Origin of the sequence: Microcystis sp. M049S2 (assembly GCF_020245625.1) — a bacterium.
In the GTDB taxonomy this organism is placed as follows: Bacteria; Cyanobacteriota; Cyanobacteriia; order Cyanobacteriales; family Microcystaceae; genus Microcystis; species Microcystis ichthyoblabe_A.
Genome location: NZ_JADBUN010000001.1, coordinates 17,974 through 35,615, shown reverse-complemented (window position 1 = coordinate 35,615; position 17,642 = coordinate 17,974). Strand labels below are relative to the sequence as shown.

Here is a 17,642-nt window from a genome sequence, read left to right as displayed (position 1 = left end):
AGTCTAATAAATCTGATTACCACGTCGGGCAAATTCTTCTTGGCTGTAGAGGGGTGGTCGTACTATCATTAACCGGTTGCAACTTTTGCCCCTCTATTTTAACCTAAACATTGGCAATCTTCGCTAACATTCCTCAACTGGTCCCACAAGAGCGGCATCGCACTTAAAACCCACAGCTTTAATAAATGTGCATGGTGTGTTCCCCAAAATCTATTGGTGGAGCAGTAGGAGCCACATTAGGGAACGCACCCTACAAGATCGGCGATCGCACTGAATTTATTTTTCCCGAAATGGATATATACCCTCCAGACAGATTATATATCGTGATTCTCCGTCGCCATCAACATCCTTGACAGTAGGCAATTTAGGCAACGCAAAACTCTTGAATCCATCACCTCCGTATTTGGTCCCAAGTATGGAGTACAGCGCCTGATAGCCAGATATCGGTAGCTTAGATCCGTCACAAAATGCCCAGCCTGCCGGCGCAAAATCCCCTGCAAAAAGCAGAATCTGTCCGATCAAAAAATCCATGTTTTCTTCTTTCTCCAAACAGTGTTGACTTTTTTAGGTTGTGATCGTCTTTCTTATTTCAACTCGACCTCATCCCTTGAACCAACTACACAATATACGAAAACTTTCCGTATCTCACGCCAAATACACATTTTTTAATAAATCTTTCCGTATATTCCTCTCCTATAGAGCGATCGCAAGAACTTTTCCTATAAAATTACAAGTAAGTCTGTTATGTCGAATTATTATAGGCGTTCTCCTGTTTTGAAAATCCCACAGGGTGGCCGATACAAAATTAGGTTATACTTCATCTTTATGAGAAAGACTGCCATACTGGGAGCGAATTTTGGGGGGATTGATTACCATATTTAACTTCATTTGTCAAGAAATTCGCTCATTTTTAGGTGCGGCATCGCACTTAAACCCACAGCTGCAATTAATGTGCATAGTGCGTTCCCCAAAATCGATCGCTGGATCAGTAGGAACCACATTAGGGAACGCACCCTAGGGAGATAGCGTACTGCTACGCAGTGCCTTCGGCATCGCACTATAGATTTAGCGGTTCCATTGAATGCTTTAGCCAGCGGTCGGGTGCAGTGATTTATTAGACGCTCGCTTAATTGGCAACCTAACTAATCTATCTTTATGAGCCAGTTGCTTCTGCTTTAAGTCATTAAAAATAGCTCTTAAGTCATATTGAAACGATTGAGCGTATTCTTCTCTATACTTGTGAATTTCATCGAGAATTTCATTTTTATACATGACTAAACCTCTAGGTTATATCCAATAAGCTCATAAGGAGTGCAAATAACTGGCAATATATATCCGAGATCAGAACTAATCTGAGCCAGCTTACGCTGAATTTGGGCATTTGCCATGTGCTTGCAGTTCCATGTTAGCAAATAATCTAAGTTATAGACGGTTGCTAATGCCATATGTAAAGCGTCGTTAGATGCCTTTAGGGGCAGATTGCTTTGAGTCAGAAACGCTTGCGAAAGTTCAAACGCATCTTCTGTAAGTTCGAGAAGCATTAGGGATTGTAACAAGTTTAACCGTTGAGCGGCGATTATCGGATCTCCCTTAGCTGCCTCATCTTCAACGATCTCTGATACGTAAAGCGTAAATGAGCTACTATGTTCGTTCCACCAATCTTGGGTGATCTTGATATTAGCAGCAACGATCAGATTGTCAGTGGGTCTGGCGGTTAAATGCCCAAAAATACTTGTTTCAATATAGACGCTTCCATTCACGGCAATCTAGAATATTTTTTCGCTCTCTATCCTACCTTATTTAATCTTGGTTTTGAGGGTGTTGGGTAACAGCCGCCAACCCAACCGACAGGATCAGCGTACTGCTACGCAGTGCCTTCGCCATCGCACTTTAACCCACAGCTGCAATCAATCTGCATGGTGCGTTCCCCAAAAATTGATCGCTGGAGCAGTAAGAGCCACATTAGGGAACGCACCCTACGGCTAGGGTAGAAATAAAGAAACCCAAAGTACAGACCACAGAATAGCAAACACCCAAGGTAAGAGGTGAGGTAGTGCTCCACGAGATAAAGTCCACTTCTGCTCTCGGTTGAATCCAATCTTTGAAATTTTCGCAAGGCTCTTGGCTTCTTTATTATCCCTCAAGGAGTACTTGGCTTTTTCAGTGATACTATTGGCTTTTTCAGTGATACTAATTGACAATAAATCACGTTGATCGAGAAGATGTTTAACCACACTCTCAGCAGCCCTTATAGCAAGACCAACCGTTCCGCAGCAAATAAGTCCTAAAAGAGGTAAACCAAAGAGTAATACAAGGACAGAGGGAGAGGGAGTAGAATTTTGTGAGTTAATAAGAAGAACAACAAATGCAGTTAATAAAAAAGATTGTGAGGTGAACAACCATGATAAACGGTTCATGATCCACTGTTGTTCAGACATGAGCAATTGCTCAATATAAGCTGCTAGAGCTACAACATCTTTTAACTCTGAATTATCTATCGGCTTGCCATTATCCTCGTCAGTTGTTGGCATATTCAATTGTCCTAGAACCTAAGTAGGAGTAATCTATATTAATATTACGCTGGGTCAATCTAACTACATATTATACAGAAACTTTCCACATATCACACCAAATACACATTTTTTAACAAATCTTTCCGCATATTACTCTCCTATAGAGCGATCGCAAGAACTTTTCCTAATAAAATTACAAGTAACCGTGTTATGTCGAATTATTATAGGCGTTCTTATTTTTTGAAAATCCCACAGGCTGGCCGATACAAAATTAGGTTATACTTCATCTTTATGAGAAACACTGCCACACCAGAATCGAATTGGGGAGATTGATTACCATATTTAACTTCATTTGTCAAGAAATTCGCTCATTTTTAGGTGCGATCGCTTTTTACACGATTATTCCGGTTCCGATTGCCTGGCCTGATTTTGGCAGAATTGCCCGATGGATTCCCTTAGTGGGCTTATTTTTGGGTTTAATTTTAGTTTTGCTCGATATAACTCTAGCTGGTCTGGGAATGCCACCCCTGACTCGTGCGGTTGTCCTTGTGGGGGTTTGGGTTTATCTGACGGGAGGACTACACCTTGATGGAGTTAGTGACACGGCCGATGGTTTAGCTGTCACCGACCCCCCGCGTCGTTTAGCGGTTATGGCCGATAGTGTTACCGGGGCCTTTGGAGTCATGGCCGTGACTATGGTTTTGCTGCTCAAAATCGCCGCCTTGACTGATTTAAGCGATAATCGAGCCTTAGCCCTAATTTTAGCGCCAATTTGGGGACGTTGGGGGCAAGTAATGGCGATCGCTCTTTATCCCTACCTCAAACCCACCGGCAAGGGAGCCTTTCATAAAGTGGCTTTTTGTCTGCCCTGGGACTGTGGGGGAGTAATTTGGGGGTTAATCGCCCTATTTGGCGGTCTAAGGTGGGGAATAATCGCCATTAGTGCCGGAATCGCCCTCGCTCTGCTTACTGGTTACTGGTTATATCGTCGTCTTCGCGGTCACACCGGCGATACCTACGGTGCGGTGGTGGAGTGGACAGAGGCTCTATTCTTGGTTTTTTTGACAATAATTAGCTAATTTTTGCCCTCCACAGCCCGTAAACGGGTTAATTTCAGGGTAAATTTTCCCCCACCGGTTTCTCCGAAAGCTCTCACCCGAATAATATATTTACCCGACTCGGTAATCCGTGCAAAAAGGAGAGCATTAGTGCCACCATCGGGACCATCATCATTTTCCGCTACAGTGGAACCATCGTCGGCCAGGAGAATTAAAACTCCATCAAAGTTTTCCGATTTCAGATCGATGGCCACCTGATCGTCCTTTTCCAAATCTACGGTATAATCTCTGGCAAACCCCCCCTCACCCGTGGGAATATCTTTGTCGGTGAGAGTATCGTTAATTTCTTTATTGAGGATGAGGGGGACGGGACTATAGATTTTTTCTGCTCGCACCGGTAAAGATTGACCGCTTAACCAGAATAAAGTGAGCAAGACGCATAAACCAGAATAGCGACCAGTCAAAGGGAATCTTGTCATAGGGGCAGGTATTCGTTTTCTCAATCTCCCTATTCTACAAAAAACTGATAACTATCAGCAGTTCGACAAAATTAAATTCAGAATCTGGAAAAGGGGAACATCAGGACTGGGGAACTGCGGAAGGAAAAAATATGTGTAATTAATTTTGCTTAGGTAGTTATTCCTTGCTGGCAAAAACAAGTAAAAAATCCCCCTTGTAGCAAGAGGGAAGATAAAACCCGTTTAAGGTAATTGCTGTGATCATTAATTGACAATATTTAAAAGAGATTGATTGAAAAATGAACTAGAAGTTAAAAACTTAAAGAGGGTTTTTCCATGGGCAAAGAAGCTAAAGATTGCATGATATGATAGGCTTGACCGCGATAGGTAACGGCTACCTGTTTCTGAATAGTTTGAGCAACACCACGGTTTTTTAAATAGGGAACACCACGATAACCTAAAATCATCGGACTGGAAGCAACGGTGGCAGTGGGGTTTTTCTCGTAAGCAATGCCGCGATAGGTTAATTTCATAGCTGTCCCTGGAGATAATTAGTGAGTTAGTTTTATCTCCATCGGCAGCGAAATTAATTCCAGAAAAGCTCAACTTTTTTCTGGGTAAATATCCTACCAAGAAGACCCCCGATAGCGCATTTCTCGACGCAAGGCATAACGACGGGCAAAATTAGGAACATCGCCCCGATGACCTAATAAAATCACCGTATCGCCTTGCTGTAGAATGGTGGAATTGTCGGGATGGGCGATGACACGACCATCAAATTGACGCACAGCAACGATAATAAAAGCACCCTGTCCCCGCACTTCCATCTGACTGATGGGTTGTCCCAAAAAAGGCGAATCGCTTAAAATCGAGTATTCTTCAAATTGCAGGTCGATATCGGCTAATAATTCGTTAAGATTGCGCCTACCTTCATCTTCCTGTAAAAAATCGATTGCGGCCGGATGGGTGATTAAATGAGCCATTCTCTCCGCTCCAATGGTAGCAGGTAAAACCACTTGATCGGCTCCGGCTAGTTTTAATTTTTTCTCGGTGCTGGGATATTCTCCCCTGGCGATGATGTATAGTTGCGGACTGAGTTCTCTTGCGGTTAAAGTGATGAAGACATTTAGGGCATCATCGGGCAACACCGTCGCTAAAACTCGCGCTTTGTCGATGCCGGCTTTTTGGAGAATACTTTCATCGGTGGCGTTACCATTAAGAGTTATGTAACCTTTTTCCTGAGCTAATCGAATCCGATCAGGGTTATTATCGACGATAATAAAGGATTGGGCTGTTTTTGCCAATTTAGTGGTTAGGATGCGTCCTATGCGCCCAAAACCGCAGATTATGACGTGATTTTCTAAGCATTCCATCTCTTTATTCATCCGGCGATCGCTAAAAGCTTTGTTAATTTCTCCCTCGGTGAGCATCTGAAAAAACCCTCCCACCACATAAACGGCCGAGGTGGTCCCACAGACGATAACTAACATGGTAAAAGCTCTCAGACTGGGAGTGTTAATCGGTTTAACTTCCCCGAAACCTACCCCAAATATGGTGATAATCACCATATAAACGGCATCGAGAAAACTCCAACCGTAGGCCATATAACCGATAGTTGCTCCGACTACCGTAGCGAGAAAAAAACTCGCTCCGATGATAATCCTTTTCAGTGAACTTTGCATCGATTTCCGTGACCTGACCATCTAGCCATTAGCTTACAGCAGAATCGAGGGGACAGGTTTTGGGGTTTTGGGGTTTTGGGGTTTTGGGGTTTTGGGGTTTTGGGGTTTTGGGGTTTTGGGGTTTTGGGGTTTTGGGGTTTTAGTTCAATTTCCCCACTTCCCCACTTCCCCACTCCCCAATTCATAATTCATAATTCATAATTCCCTTGAGACTTGACATTGGGGACAAAAATGAGCCGAGCGCCCACTTAATTTAATTCTGGCAATAGTTGCACCGCAAAGACGACAATTTTCGCCGGTACGACCATAAACCCAGGCCATTGCGCCATAATTGCCATTAACTCCCGTAACGTGGAGAAAATCGCTAAAACTGGTGCCGCCTTCAGCGATTGCAGTTTCCAATACAGAAATAATGTTTTTTGTCAATAAGTCTATTTGCTCAATTTTCAAAAGATTAGCGGCAGTTTGGGGATGGATACCACTTTTAAAAAGAACTTCATCCGCGTAGATATTGCCAATTCCTGCGACTACATTTTGATCGAGGAGAAAAGTTTTAATCGGACGACGACTTTTTTGACAGTGACTATAGAGGTAATCGGGGGTAAAATTGCGATCGAAGGGTTCTAGTCCCAGTTTTTTGAGACCGGTAATCACGCTTTCTGGGGTTTTATCGGCGGCAATCCACCAAATTTTCCCGAAAGTGCGGGTATCGACAAAGCGCAATTCTTGCTGATTGGCAAAAAAGAAGCGTAAGCGCGTATGAATCGGCAGGGGAGTGGTATCTTTTACCCAGAGCAATTGTCCGGTCATACGCAGATGAACCCCGATACTGCTACCATTATCTAAATTGGCGAGGAGATATTTGCCTCGGCGCTGCCAATTGGTAATCGTAGTCTGAGCAATTCCTTGCAGAAAAGTTGCCTCACAATTAGGGTAGGCTAGGGTACGCTGTAATAATACTTCCCCACCGATAATTTTTTTGCCCTGGGTAACTTGATTTAACCCGCGACGCACTGTTTCTACTTCTGGCAATTCTGGCATATAAGTGATTGAACAAAATTAAGTTCTTGGTTAGGGTAGGCAAAAGGCAAAAGATAGATAAACAGAACTTTTTAAGTAAGTGATTCTAATTAAATATAAGATAGATTTTGCCTCTGATCCCCCCTGCCCCCCTTGATAAGGGGGGTGCCGATAGGTGGGGGGATCAGAAAATTTTTAACACCTACCTACTGATCGGGAAACGACACCAGATTAACGTCAATTCTACTTTAACTTTAACATTTCGATAGTATCAATTATTTCCCGTTCAAAACCGACTTGAGCGCGATTAGTTTTACCACCAATATAAAAGCGATCGCCCGATTGTAAAGCCCAAATTTGCGAATGGGAAAAGTAACTCATTACCACTCCCATCATCAATAAAGCAAAACCTAAATAGACAATCGGTACTCCCGGATCTGCCTTAATTTGTAACCCTGTACTGCCCACTAATTCGACTATTTTTAGATTAACTCCATTGATAGGAATCGTCATTCCTTCTCGTACAGCAGAGGTTAAATCTCCCTTAGCATCATAGACGATTACCGTACCTTGTAAATCTCTGGTTAAAAGAGAAACTCCCTCACTAAGATCGGTTTTAGTCGGAATCCACGTTCCCCAGATTTGTCCATTACCTTTGGTGTCTAAACTAGCCATCGGTAGCTGTAGGATCGGACTATTATTCACCTGTACTTTTACCCCAGCAATTCCCCAACTGGTTTGATAAAAAGTCACCCCTTTATGGTGCAAAGGTTGGTTAACTTGAATAGTTTTGCGATCGATCTCCTGTCCTTGATTATCGATCACCGACAAATCAGAATAAAATTGTTCTATATCACCTTTAGGACTATAATCAATCCAAAAACGATTAACTTTAATCCCCCAATCTTTAGGGAGAGAATTTTTAGATAAGGGTCCAGCTTCAATAATATTTTTCACCTGAAAACTATCGCCACTAGCTACCATTTCTTGAGCGAAAAACCCGGTTAACGCTCCCCAGATCGCTCCTGCTAAAATAATTAACATGGCTGCATGAACGATAATCGGGCCGATTTTACCGATCAGACCTTTACGAGCATAAAGACTGTTATTTTCTAGAAAAACTTTGTAGCCTTTTTTTTCTAATAGGGGGGTGAGGGATTCTAGGGAACCAGTTTCTAATTCGGCACTTAAAGCCAGTTTTTGAAATTGGCGAGATTGTTGATAAAATTGCCAGTTTCTTGCCGCTTTTAAAGCGGGTAATTGTCGTCGGAAGGTACAAGCGGTTAAACTGGAACCAAAGAGAATTAATAATGATAGATACCACCAAGTGCTATAAACATGATTTAATCCCAATAGTAATAAAACTTTCCAAGTCAGAAACCCAAATAAAGCGGGTTTTTCAGGATAATTAGCTTGGTAGAAAGATAGAGATTGACCCTGTTCTATTACCGTCCCAGAAATGCTAAAAATAGCGATTAAAAGTAAGAGGATAATTGCCAATCGTAGATCGGCAATAGTCTGGATAAATTTCCGTCCCCATTGAGGCGGTCTATTCTTTAAATTTGAGGAAGTTTCCGATATAGTCATAGTTAAAAGTTTTGCAATTCTAGCCAATTATCTATCATAACTCTCCACCATCACAGCAGACGGGATAATAAAGAAAAAACTCCAAAACCGATTAATAAAACCCCACTGACAGGATTAATCCACCCGGACCATTGACGTAGGGAAAGAAAGCTTTTCAGCGAGGCAGTAAAAGAACCGACGATAATTAGCGGTAAAACATAGCCGGCAGTGTAGGATAACAATAATCCCCCTCCTAAGCTTAAATCCCCCGTATTTGCCACCCATGCCAATAGAGTTGCTAGAACAGGTGTACTACATGGAGAGGCGATTAAACCAAATGTTAAACCGAGAAGATAGGACCGCAAAATCGGAGGAAAATCCCCGGTAATCCAATCGGTAGCGCCAAGGGAGGGGAAGCGCAGGGGTAATAATTCCAAGAGGTTTAACCCCATCAAAATAGCGATCGCACTGACGATAATTGGTAAACCGATCCCCACCTGTCCATAGACTTTTCCTAAAGTAGCGGCAATTAGTCCCAATCCCGCTAAGGTGGTGGCTAATCCCAGAGAAAACCATGTGGACTGCCAAAAAGCCGCTAAACGACCTTTATTTTCGTAACCCCCGATATAAGCGACGGTAATCGGCAACATCGACAGCATACAGGGGGTAAGACTGGTGAGTAAACCGGCTAGAAAAATCACGGCAATACTGACAAAACTAAGGTGAGTTAGTTGGGAAGTCACTAAGCGATCGGCGTATTGTTCAAGGTGATAGAGTTGAGTCTGTAATTGGTCTAACATATTGGGGAATTTTTCAGGCTAAATTTGGCTCATTTCTAGGATATTACCATCGGGATCACTGACAAATAATGCCTTTCTACCCGAGGCACTCATTTGAATTGTATAACCTTGACTTTCTAGATAGTTACCCATGGCCGCCACGTCATCAATAGCGAAGGCAATATGAGGATTGCGTCCCCATTTTTGGGGATTGGGACGGTAGTTTTGATAATTGGTATCGACAATTAAATGAATTTGATAATCTCCCACTTGATACCAAACCCCATCGTATTGAAAAGGGCGATCGATTCTAGTCAATCCTAGAACATTTTCGTAAAAGTTAACAGCTTTTTCTAGATCGGTGACTAAAATCCCCGTGTGTAAGGATCGCATGATGTTCATAGTTAATATCTGACTCGCGGATCGAGCCAACTATAGGTTAAATCGGCAATTAAGTTAAAGATAACAATTAAAATCCCATAGATAAAGGTAATCGCCATCACTACGGGGGTATCACTGCGGGAAATAGAATCAATTAATAAAGCACCGATACCCGGCACACGAAACACTTGTTCTGTGACTAAAGCACCGGTAAAAATTGAGGGAATATCGAGAGCAATCAGGGTGACAACGGGGATTAAAGCATTGCGAACTATATGCTTAGTTAGGACAGAAAAATTAGTTAGTCCCTTAGCTAAGGCAGTTTTAACGTACTCTTGGTGAATTTCTTCAGTTACGGAAGAACGCACAAAACGCATCAACATCGCCCCTTGATATAAGCTTAATACAGTTACGGGCATAATTGACTGTTTAACCTGCTCGATCAAACTATTAAAATCACTGATTTTTAGGGTACTGTTATAAAAAGATGGTAGCCAGTTTAACTGCACACTAAAGATAATTATTAATAATAATCCCGTCACAAAGGTGGGTAAAGAAAAGCCCAGCAGGGAAAAAGTAGAGATGATTTTGTCTAACCAAGAATAGCGCTTGACTGCTGAAATTACGCCTAAAGGAAAAGCAATTAAAACCCCGAACATATAGGCAATACCGACAATCCAGAGAGTTGTGGGTAAACGCTGCCAAATGAGGGTAAAAACTGGGCTGCGACTGGTGAAAGAATAGCCCATATCTCCTTGAAGAAATGCTAACAACCACTTGACATAACGCACGGGAAGCGGTTGATCTAATCCGAGACTTTTGCGAATATTTTCTCGCACCGCTTCCGTAATAGCTGGATTAGCGGCAAATTCTCCCATCGGATCCCCCGGTGCTAGGGCTAAAATGCCAAAAACCACCATACTAATAGCTAAAAGAGTGGGAATCGAAAATAATAATCTTCTCAGAAAATATTTGAGCATTTATTTACTACGCTTCCAGTCCTTGATGTTCCAAGTATTTCTATCCCAGGGAGTTAATTTAAACCCCGACAAACTATTACTAATTGCCACCACATCGGCACGATGAACTAGGGGAATAATCACAAAATCGTTAATTAACATATCATTCATTTTAATCGCTATTTCTCGCCGTTTTTCTGGGTTTAATTCTTGACTAAAAGCTTGCCATAATTTATCGTATTCAGGATTACAATAACGAGCATAATTATCCCCGGCCCAACCATCAGCTTTTTGGGGAATTTCGCTACAGGTAAAGGTTTTAAAATAGGCTTTCGGATCGGGACTATTATTACCGGTAGTGTACATTTGTAGGTCAGCATAAAACTTTTCTACCGTGTCATCGTTAGCAGGATCGCTAGAAAAGAAAATACTGGCATCAACAGTTTTTAATTCTACTCCTATCCCGATCGCTTGTAAACTTTGTTTGATAATTTCTTGGGTTTTCTGACGGAGAGGATTGACAGTGGTTTGAAAAACTAATTTCATTTCTACCCCATTTTTATCCCTAGTGCCATCACCATTACTATCTTTCCATCCCGCATCATCTAGTAATTTATTAGCCTTTTCTAGATTAAATTCATAGCTAGTATTGGGCGAATTATATTCCGATGGCATCACAATAAAATTAGGAGTTGTTTTCCCAGTAATACCATAAAGCTGCGTGGCAATAGTATCTCTATCAACGGCTAAAGATAAAGCTTCTCTTACTTTCACATCACTTAAAAAAGGATGGGGAAACTTAATACTAGACCTCTCACCTTCAGAAGTAGCTTTATTGGGATCACTCAAATTAAATAAAACTCGTTCAATCAAAGAACCGAAACTAGATATTAACTGACCTCGACCCGCTTTTTCTAAATCACTTAAAACCTTAGCCTCTACTTGCAAATTATAGGCATAATCCGCCTCCTGTGTCTGTAAAACCGCTCGTGCCGCAGAAGTGGCATCACCTCCTCCTTTTAATTCTATTCTTTGAAAACCTAATTTATCCGCTTCTCGAAAGAAAGAATTTGGTTCATAAACTGCCGTATCTCCCGGTTTAAATTCTACCACTTTATAGGGGCCAGTTCCCACCGGTAATAAATTAGCAGGGGCCTGGCGTGCCGTTTCATTGCTATACTTTTCATAGAGATGAGCGGGTAAAATCATCCCTTCTGTCCCCACAAAAACTAATGACCAAGCGGGATTAACTTGCTTAAAAGTTATTTTAACTGTATGGGGATCGATCGCTTCCACACTTTTAACTATTTCATAATTGCCAGCGCTAGTAGAACCAGTTTTCGGATTGGTAATAAAATTATAGGTAGCGATGACATCTTTGGCAGTAAAAGGAGTACCATCTGACCATTTAATATCTTTTTTTAGCTTCCATGTCACCGCTTTACCATCCCGGGCAACTCCCCCATTTTCAATAGTAGGAATTTCTGCCGCTAAAAAAGGAACTAATTCCCCTTTTTCATCGAAACTAGCCAAAGGTTCTAAGGTAATGCGACTCGCTTCTGAGTCTTTAAATCCCGTGGAGAGATGGGGATTTAAAATCGTCGGTGCTTGCCAATATAAAAGTTTTAAAGTTTCTGAATTATTATTTGTCGTTGCTGGGGGATTATTAGCTGTTTGTTGACGACAAGCACTAAAAAGCAGCGTACAACTAAGGGATAAAATTAACAGGGGCAAGAAAAGCGATCGCTTAAACATTTTTAATGACAATTAATAATTCAACAGGGTGACTTAGGTGATTTCCTACCCCACCAATAACAAGTTATCAGACATTGAGTCTTGATCTCGATCGATTAATTGATTATTTGCCTTTATCCATTCCTAGTCAAGTTAAATCGATCGTGCTATGGTAGCGATGCTGTACTAGACAAGAAAATTCTAGGCACGACGACGAAAATGCTTATGACCTTATTTCATCAGGGTGCGACAGCAGAGGAAATCGTTAATCGTTACCCATCACTAAACCTAGCTGACGTTTACGCCACGATCGCTTTTTACCTCAAGCACCAATCGGAAGTAGAATCCTACTTGCAACAGCGACAACAGCAAGCACAGGAGATTCGGGTAATCAATCAAGAGAGATTTGACCCCCAGGGATTGCGAGATCGCTTTCTTGCGCGTAAAGCAGCGCGGCAAGCATGATTAAGCTTCTGGTTGATGAGAACTTTGATAATACTTAACTGGTGCGTTACGGCGGATTACTAATTTTGTTTTTTCATTCCAAGCTTATCACCGCCTAACGCACCCTACAAAATTGCTATATCTTATGTGCTGCATCTGACTAAGCGACTTGAGCCAGCGATCGCACGATGAAAAACTCTGCCAACTGACAAGCAGGATGCGATCGCGACCCCCATTCTGAAAGTAACCCCTAAACCTCAAGAGCAAGGATAAGGAGGAAATTCCATTTCGGATGTTAGATTACCGAGTTCAAGGGTTACAGGGCTTGCTTTAGGGCGCTATACTGGTCTATACTGGTTTTCAAGATTAGATCGCTGATTCTCTGGTTCGGATAAACTTAATTGTGTACCTTTTGACCTTAAGCAAATTCTTATTGTTAGAGGAGATCTGTTTGTGGAAGAAGAGATTTTGCAAGAACAAGATGTGTTTGTTGCATTACGTAGCTCCTATGAGTGCGTAATGAACTCATTAGAAATGATTACAAAAAACTTTGAAGAATTGCTTAAAGAAGTTGGCCAAGAAAGTCTAATTTCTAAAAATGGCTATGGCGGGAAAAACTTTAGATTGCTTCAAGACAGGGCAAAGTCAGAGCTTCTGAGTATAGCTTTTTTTGGAGCATTTTCTTCAGGAAAGAGCTTTCTGATTAGCGGATTAAATCAAAAGGTTGATTGGTATGAACGCGAGGGGCGAGATCAATATGCACCTCTGCTTCCCACTTCTCCCCGTCACACTAGTAATTGCCCTGTAGCTGTAGAGCCTGTTGTTTCTGGAAAAGCAGATGAATTTGCTGTTCTATTTGAAGGTTCAGATGTTTGGGAGCAGAAAACTCCGGCAACACTTGCAATAATTCAGGCATACGTTACAGATTTGCCCAATGCAGTATCCCAACGTCTCACAAATAAAGATAGAACCCGAACCGTCCGGACGGCAAGGGTTGGTGTTAGCTCAGCAATTATGAAAGCAAGAATATACGATTTACCCGGGTTTGGAGCTATTGGTGCTAATTATGAAGGGGTAATCCGAAATTTCGTTCAACAGGCAGATTGTATTGCTTATGTGGCTGGTGCAATCAAGCCGCTCGATGAAAAAGATTTAGAACTTCTAGGAGACGTTTATACCCATCACAAGCTTACTGGAAAGCCCGTATTTTTTGTTCTGACTCAGATAGATAGAGCATGGGATATTGATACAGGTAGTGGAAAGATTCAATGGGAAGACGTTCGTGATGCAAACAATGAGTTCCTCGAGCAAAACTTCCTAGTGGAGGGTCGGGCAGATAGTACATTTATAGGAGAGGGATTCATTCCTGTATCACCAGCGCTTGAAGCAAAAGGGATAGCCCTTTCCGCTCAGTCTCATGAGAATTCTCAGAGGTACATAGTTGAGAGTAGAATGGCTCTTCTTCGAGAAAGATTTGATGACTATCTCCAAAATACTAGCGGTCCAATGCACCTCGCTGAGCTTGCATCTGAAGCACAAAAGCTTCTTTTGAGACTGACTCATGATATAAGGCAGAGGTACTTGTCCGAATCAACGCCAGTAACAGAAGCTAGAAATGTAATTATTGGTTATAAGGCTCAACGTAGAATACTAATTGATAAAAAGACTATGGTTGAGAAAGAGTTGAGGGAACTTGGTCAAGTAGCAATAAGGCGGGCTTTTGCGGGCAGTGATCCTGATGATTTAGTTGCTTTTCTGAAAGAAAAGCTGAATGAGAAGATAAAGATGAGTGATGTTCTGAAAGAAAAAGAGATTCATCAAATTGAGACTGAGAAAGTCATCTTGGTCAGGGAGTGGATGAGTCGCAGTTCTAAGTCTCTTATTCCAAGGTGGGTAAGTTCTTGGGAATCTTTCTACAGCCAAACTAATGAGCTTGTGAACCATTTACTAGAAGAAGCCTTAACTGCGCAGCAAAAAGCTGTAGAAGAAAATTCTAAAGAAGAAGTTGATATCACTGCTGCAAAGGTTGAGGAGCGCCTTGCATCGAAGTACGAGGATATGAAAACAAAGACATTTAAGGATACTATAGACCTTATGTCCAAAACCTGGGGAACTTGGACTGTACTGGCAGGGGTTGGTGCTGCTACTTCCCTGCCTCAGGTTGTTGCGCTTCTAGGTGTGGGTTCTACTCCTGTTGGGTTGGGGATTCTTGCTACAGCTCTAATTGGTGCTTTTTATGGGCGCTATAAATTAGTCAAACAACGTGATGAGCGACGCGAAATGATGATGACAGAGTTTCCTGAGTACGCTCAGAAGATTGTGCGTGAATACCGTGTTCAGGCTGATGAGTTTATCAATAGTCGGGTTGGCTTTCTAGTTGAGATAATTGATAATGAAATTGATGCCCTATCTAACTCAATTGACTCATTAGAACAACGACTAAAAGAAGGAGAATATCTGAATAAGAACAAGCGTCTGGAAAATCTAGATTCATTGATACAGAGATGTCGAGAAGTCAATGCTCAAATTGATGAATTCTACGCTTCTGTTGCGAATACTCGAACTGATATGCAAAATGCGTTGATGTTGAATGTTGGAAGTTAGAAGAGTGCGGACGATATCTAACGACCGTGTTGCAGAGCGATCGCAATCTTGTAGGGTGCGTTCCCTAATGTGGCTCCTACCGCTCCACTAGCAGTAGGCTAATCTGGATAACACGCTTTTGGGCGTGATATACGGAAAAGTTACAGCAAAAAAGGAGGTTTATTATGGCTGAATGACTAGCAGTTGATGTTTCGAGAACTTACGAATCTGGTATGCTTGGTAAGTGAGGAGACGATAAATTTCCTTGCACCGGAGCAAGAATAACACGGGTGGAATTCCACAAAGAGGTTTCCAAACACCGTATTACTCCCTTTGATGATGGCATAGGACGGGGTGACGCTCACACAAATGATACTGAACTGCCAGATGTTGGAGTTCATTACTGGCTAGATGCAGGAACGAGGCTGAAATACATTTTGAAGGTCTGGGTTGAGGATTAAGGATTTTGTGAATCAGTTGTTGGGGGGCGTTGGCTCCCCTTGCTTTTTTTGTGCGCTACTATGGAATTAAATGATTAAAAGCTAAGACTGCTATGGCACTGGCATCGAATGGACAAACAGCTATAATCCGCACAGAGCGAGGGCTTACAATTGCGGATACTCGTATTACTCTGTATGACGTAATCGATTATCTCAAAGCTCAGTATCCACCCAAGTTTATTCGTGATGCCTTCAATCTTACAGATGCTCAGATTCATGCTGCCCTTTCCTACATTGAAACACATCGAACAGAAGTGGAAGCGGAATATCAGGAGGTTTTAAAGACTGCCGCAGAAACTAAACAATTTTGGGAAGAGAGGAATCGCGAACGTTTTGCTCGGATCGCTGCTACTCCTCCTCGTCCAGGCTATGAAGCGGTTAGAGCTAAACTTCAGGAACGGAGAGCAAAGCGGGAAGCGAAGAAGCAATGATTGTTCTGGCTGATTACAACTTGAATCGGCAGGCAATTCTGATCTATGGAAGTCTTGTTGTTAGCGGGTTATTAGATCTCGCTCTAATTCGGTTGAGGACATTTGAAGACGTTGGCTTACCCGCAGACAGCAATGATCGAGTAGTTTGGAGATTTGCCCAAACCAACGGGATGCTCTTACTTACGGCAAACCGGAATGCGAAGGGTGAAGACTCGTTGGAACAAGTAATGCGTGAAGAAAATCAACCGACTTCATTTCCGATCATTACGATTGGCGATCCGGATAGGGTCAACGAATCTGACTATCGAGAACGCTGCGTTGAAAGGCTTGTAGAAATTGTGATCGATATCCAAGACTATATGGGGGCTGGTCGGTTGTTTATTCCATAAGGTGATTGGCGCATCATATCTGTTGGTGACACAGCATAACAACCCCAATGCACACCGACCGACGAAAGGTTATCGGTTAGAGTTCAAGGTTATCTGCGGCGGGTGATTGGGAACGTTAGCCGTAGGGTGCGTTCCCTAATGTGGCTCCTACTGCCCCACCAATAGATTTTTGGGGAACGCACCATGCTAGAGGATTATAAAAATATCCGCTGTCGCACTCCAGCCCATCGCGGCTGAGTTCAACCGTTATCGAGAAAAATAGTTAAATCCCGTCAAATTCCCCTAAAACTTTCACCTCTGGTTCTAACCAGAGGGACCAGCGATCGAACACTTGTTCCTGCACATGGCGAATTAAACGCAGAATATCCGAGGCTTTTGCTGAACCAATATTCAGGATAAAATTAGCGTGTAATTCTGATACTTGCGCTCCACCAATTTGATAACCTTTTAATCCCATTTCCTCAATTAAAGCCCCGGCAAATTGCGGTTTAGGATTGCGGAAAACGCTACCACAACTGGGACGATCATAGGGTTGGGTACTTTTGCGATGGCGTAAATTATGGGTAGTAATTGCCATTATTTCCTCACAATTATCGGTAGCTTCTAACTGAAATGTAGCTTCGATAACTAAACGTTGATCCCCTTGCAGAGAAGAACTGCGATAACTATAATTTAAATCTTCTTTGCTTAAAGTTTCTAACTGACCATCGGGATTTAATACCAGCGCCCGCACTAATCGATCCGCCACACAGGAGGTATGTGCGCCCGCATTCATCACCACAGCCCCCCCCACCGTACCGGGGATACCCACCGCCCATTCTAAGCCCCTCCAGCCCCTTTTTGCCGCTCTCCAAGCTATTTTTGGCAGGGGTTCCCCTGCTGCTGCTGTAATCGTAGCAGTTTCGGCATCAAAACAACTCGATCGCAGATGGCGAGTATTGAGGACAAGTCCGGGTAAACCTCGATCGCTGATTAGTAAATTTGAACCAGCCCCCAAAACATTCAAGGGTAAATCTTGCGCTCGCCACCAAGCGAACACTTCTCTTAATTCCTCTAGATTAACTGGTTCGGCATACCATTGCGCTCTTCCCCCCACCCGGTAGGAAGTGAAATCAGCTAGAGAAACAGAGGTTTTAATCATAGGT

19 protein-coding genes are annotated in these 17,642 nt (G+C 42.5%); 5 read left to right on the top strand and 14 right to left on the bottom strand.

Annotated elements, in window-relative coordinates; translation table 11 throughout:
• Positions 1 to 276: 276 nt before the first annotated feature.
• The 4 genes from IM496_RS00175 to IM496_RS00160 form a co-directional block, all read right to left on the bottom strand.
• The gene (locus IM496_RS00175) at positions 277 to 549 is read right to left on the bottom strand and encodes a phage tail protein (RefSeq protein ID WP_228009726.1); all 273 of its coding nucleotides are present in this window, start codon (positions 547 to 549) and stop codon (positions 277 to 279) included.
• Positions 550 to 1,086: 537 nt separating this feature from the next.
• Positions 1,087 to 1,272, bottom strand: coding sequence for a hypothetical protein (locus tag IM496_RS00170; RefSeq protein ID WP_002757942.1), 186 nt, complete (start codon positions 1,270 to 1,272; stop codon positions 1,087 to 1,089).
• A gap of 2 nt (positions 1,273 to 1,274) precedes the next feature.
• Positions 1,275 to 1,760 (bottom strand): type II toxin-antitoxin system VapC family toxin, encoded by a 486-nt coding sequence (locus IM496_RS00165; protein ID WP_287660901.1) that lies wholly within the window; start codon positions 1,758 to 1,760, stop codon positions 1,275 to 1,277.
• Positions 1,761 to 1,982: 222 nt separating this feature from the next.
• Positions 1,983 to 2,531, bottom strand: a complete 549-nt coding sequence (locus IM496_RS00160) for a hypothetical protein (protein ID WP_287660900.1) — start codon at positions 2,529 to 2,531, stop codon at positions 1,983 to 1,985.
• Positions 2,532 to 2,833: 302 nt separating this feature from the next.
• Here IM496_RS00160 and cobS point away from each other — a divergent pair, with 302 nt between their 5' ends.
• Positions 2,834 to 3,592, top strand: coding sequence for an adenosylcobinamide-GDP ribazoletransferase (gene cobS / locus IM496_RS00155; protein WP_287660899.1), 759 nt, complete (start codon positions 2,834 to 2,836; stop codon positions 3,590 to 3,592).
• Here cobS and IM496_RS00150 read toward each other — a convergent pair.
• The 9 genes from IM496_RS00150 to IM496_RS00110 form a co-directional block, all read right to left on the bottom strand.
• The gene (locus IM496_RS00150; RefSeq protein WP_002742906.1) at positions 3,589 to 4,050 is read right to left on the bottom strand and encodes a PPC domain-containing protein; all 462 of its coding nucleotides are present in this window, start codon (positions 4,048 to 4,050) and stop codon (positions 3,589 to 3,591) included. The two genes, cobS and IM496_RS00150, sit on opposite strands and share 4 nt — an antisense overlap.
• Before the next feature lie 290 nt (positions 4,051 to 4,340).
• Entirely contained in the window at positions 4,341 to 4,562 is a 222-nt protein-coding gene (locus tag IM496_RS00145) for a DUF4278 domain-containing protein (RefSeq protein ID WP_194016813.1), read from the bottom strand.
• A 93-nt stretch (positions 4,563 to 4,655) separates the two neighbouring features.
• Positions 4,656 to 5,711, bottom strand: a complete 1,056-nt coding sequence (locus IM496_RS00140) for a potassium channel family protein (RefSeq protein WP_104396596.1) — start codon at positions 5,709 to 5,711, stop codon at positions 4,656 to 4,658.
• A 195-nt stretch (positions 5,712 to 5,906) separates the two neighbouring features.
• On the bottom strand, positions 5,907 to 6,752 hold the full coding sequence (locus IM496_RS00135; protein ID WP_194015797.1) for a DNA-formamidopyrimidine glycosylase: 846 nt from the start codon (positions 6,750 to 6,752) through the stop codon (positions 5,907 to 5,909).
• 222 nt (positions 6,753 to 6,974) lie between these two features.
• Entirely contained in the window at positions 6,975 to 8,318 is a 1,344-nt protein-coding gene (locus IM496_RS00130; protein WP_287660898.1) for a cytochrome c biogenesis protein, read from the bottom strand.
• Between the two features lie 50 nt (positions 8,319 to 8,368).
• Positions 8,369 to 9,097: a cytochrome c biogenesis protein CcdA gene (locus IM496_RS00125; RefSeq protein ID WP_002757062.1), complete on the bottom strand. Its 729-nt coding sequence runs from the start codon at positions 9,095 to 9,097 to the stop codon at positions 8,369 to 8,371.
• A gap of 18 nt (positions 9,098 to 9,115) precedes the next feature.
• Positions 9,116 to 9,478, bottom strand: a complete 363-nt coding sequence (locus tag IM496_RS00120; protein WP_004158968.1) for a VOC family protein — start codon at positions 9,476 to 9,478, stop codon at positions 9,116 to 9,118.
• A gap of 2 nt (positions 9,479 to 9,480) precedes the next feature.
• A complete protein-coding gene (locus IM496_RS00115; RefSeq protein ID WP_106909071.1) occupies positions 9,481 to 10,437 on the bottom strand; it encodes an ABC transporter permease in 957 nt (318 codons plus the stop codon).
• Positions 10,438 to 12,171 (bottom strand): peptide ABC transporter substrate-binding protein, encoded by a 1,734-nt coding sequence (locus IM496_RS00110; protein ID WP_287660897.1) that lies wholly within the window; start codon positions 12,169 to 12,171, stop codon positions 10,438 to 10,440.
• A 198-nt stretch (positions 12,172 to 12,369) separates the two neighbouring features.
• Here IM496_RS00110 and IM496_RS00105 point away from each other — a divergent pair, with 198 nt between their 5' ends.
• The 4 genes from IM496_RS00105 (at position 12,370) to IM496_RS00090 (ending at position 16,497) form a co-directional block, all read left to right on the top strand.
• On the top strand, positions 12,370 to 12,615 hold the full coding sequence (locus IM496_RS00105) for a DUF433 domain-containing protein (RefSeq protein WP_008205898.1): 246 nt from the start codon (positions 12,370 to 12,372) through the stop codon (positions 12,613 to 12,615).
• A gap of 432 nt (positions 12,616 to 13,047) precedes the next feature.
• Positions 13,048 to 15,198 carry a P-loop NTPase family protein gene (locus tag IM496_RS00100; RefSeq protein WP_287660896.1) on the top strand — a complete coding sequence of 717 codons (2,151 nt, stop codon included), beginning with the start codon at positions 13,048 to 13,050 and terminating at the stop codon, positions 15,196 to 15,198.
• Between the two features lie 532 nt (positions 15,199 to 15,730).
• A complete protein-coding gene (locus IM496_RS00095) occupies positions 15,731 to 16,108 on the top strand; it encodes a DUF433 domain-containing protein (protein ID WP_002778608.1) in 378 nt (125 codons plus the stop codon).
• The gene (locus tag IM496_RS00090; protein WP_287660895.1) at positions 16,105 to 16,497 is read left to right on the top strand and encodes an ACP S-malonyltransferase; all 393 of its coding nucleotides are present in this window, start codon (positions 16,105 to 16,107) and stop codon (positions 16,495 to 16,497) included. The genes IM496_RS00095 and IM496_RS00090 overlap by 4 nt, the downstream gene beginning before the upstream one ends.
• A gap of 262 nt (positions 16,498 to 16,759) precedes the next feature.
• Here the strand turns inward: IM496_RS00090 and murB are convergent, their stop codons facing one another.
• Positions 16,760 to 17,638, bottom strand: coding sequence for a UDP-N-acetylmuramate dehydrogenase (gene murB / locus IM496_RS00085; RefSeq protein WP_287660894.1), 879 nt, complete (start codon positions 17,636 to 17,638; stop codon positions 16,760 to 16,762).
• Positions 17,639 to 17,642 lie beyond the last annotated feature (4 nt).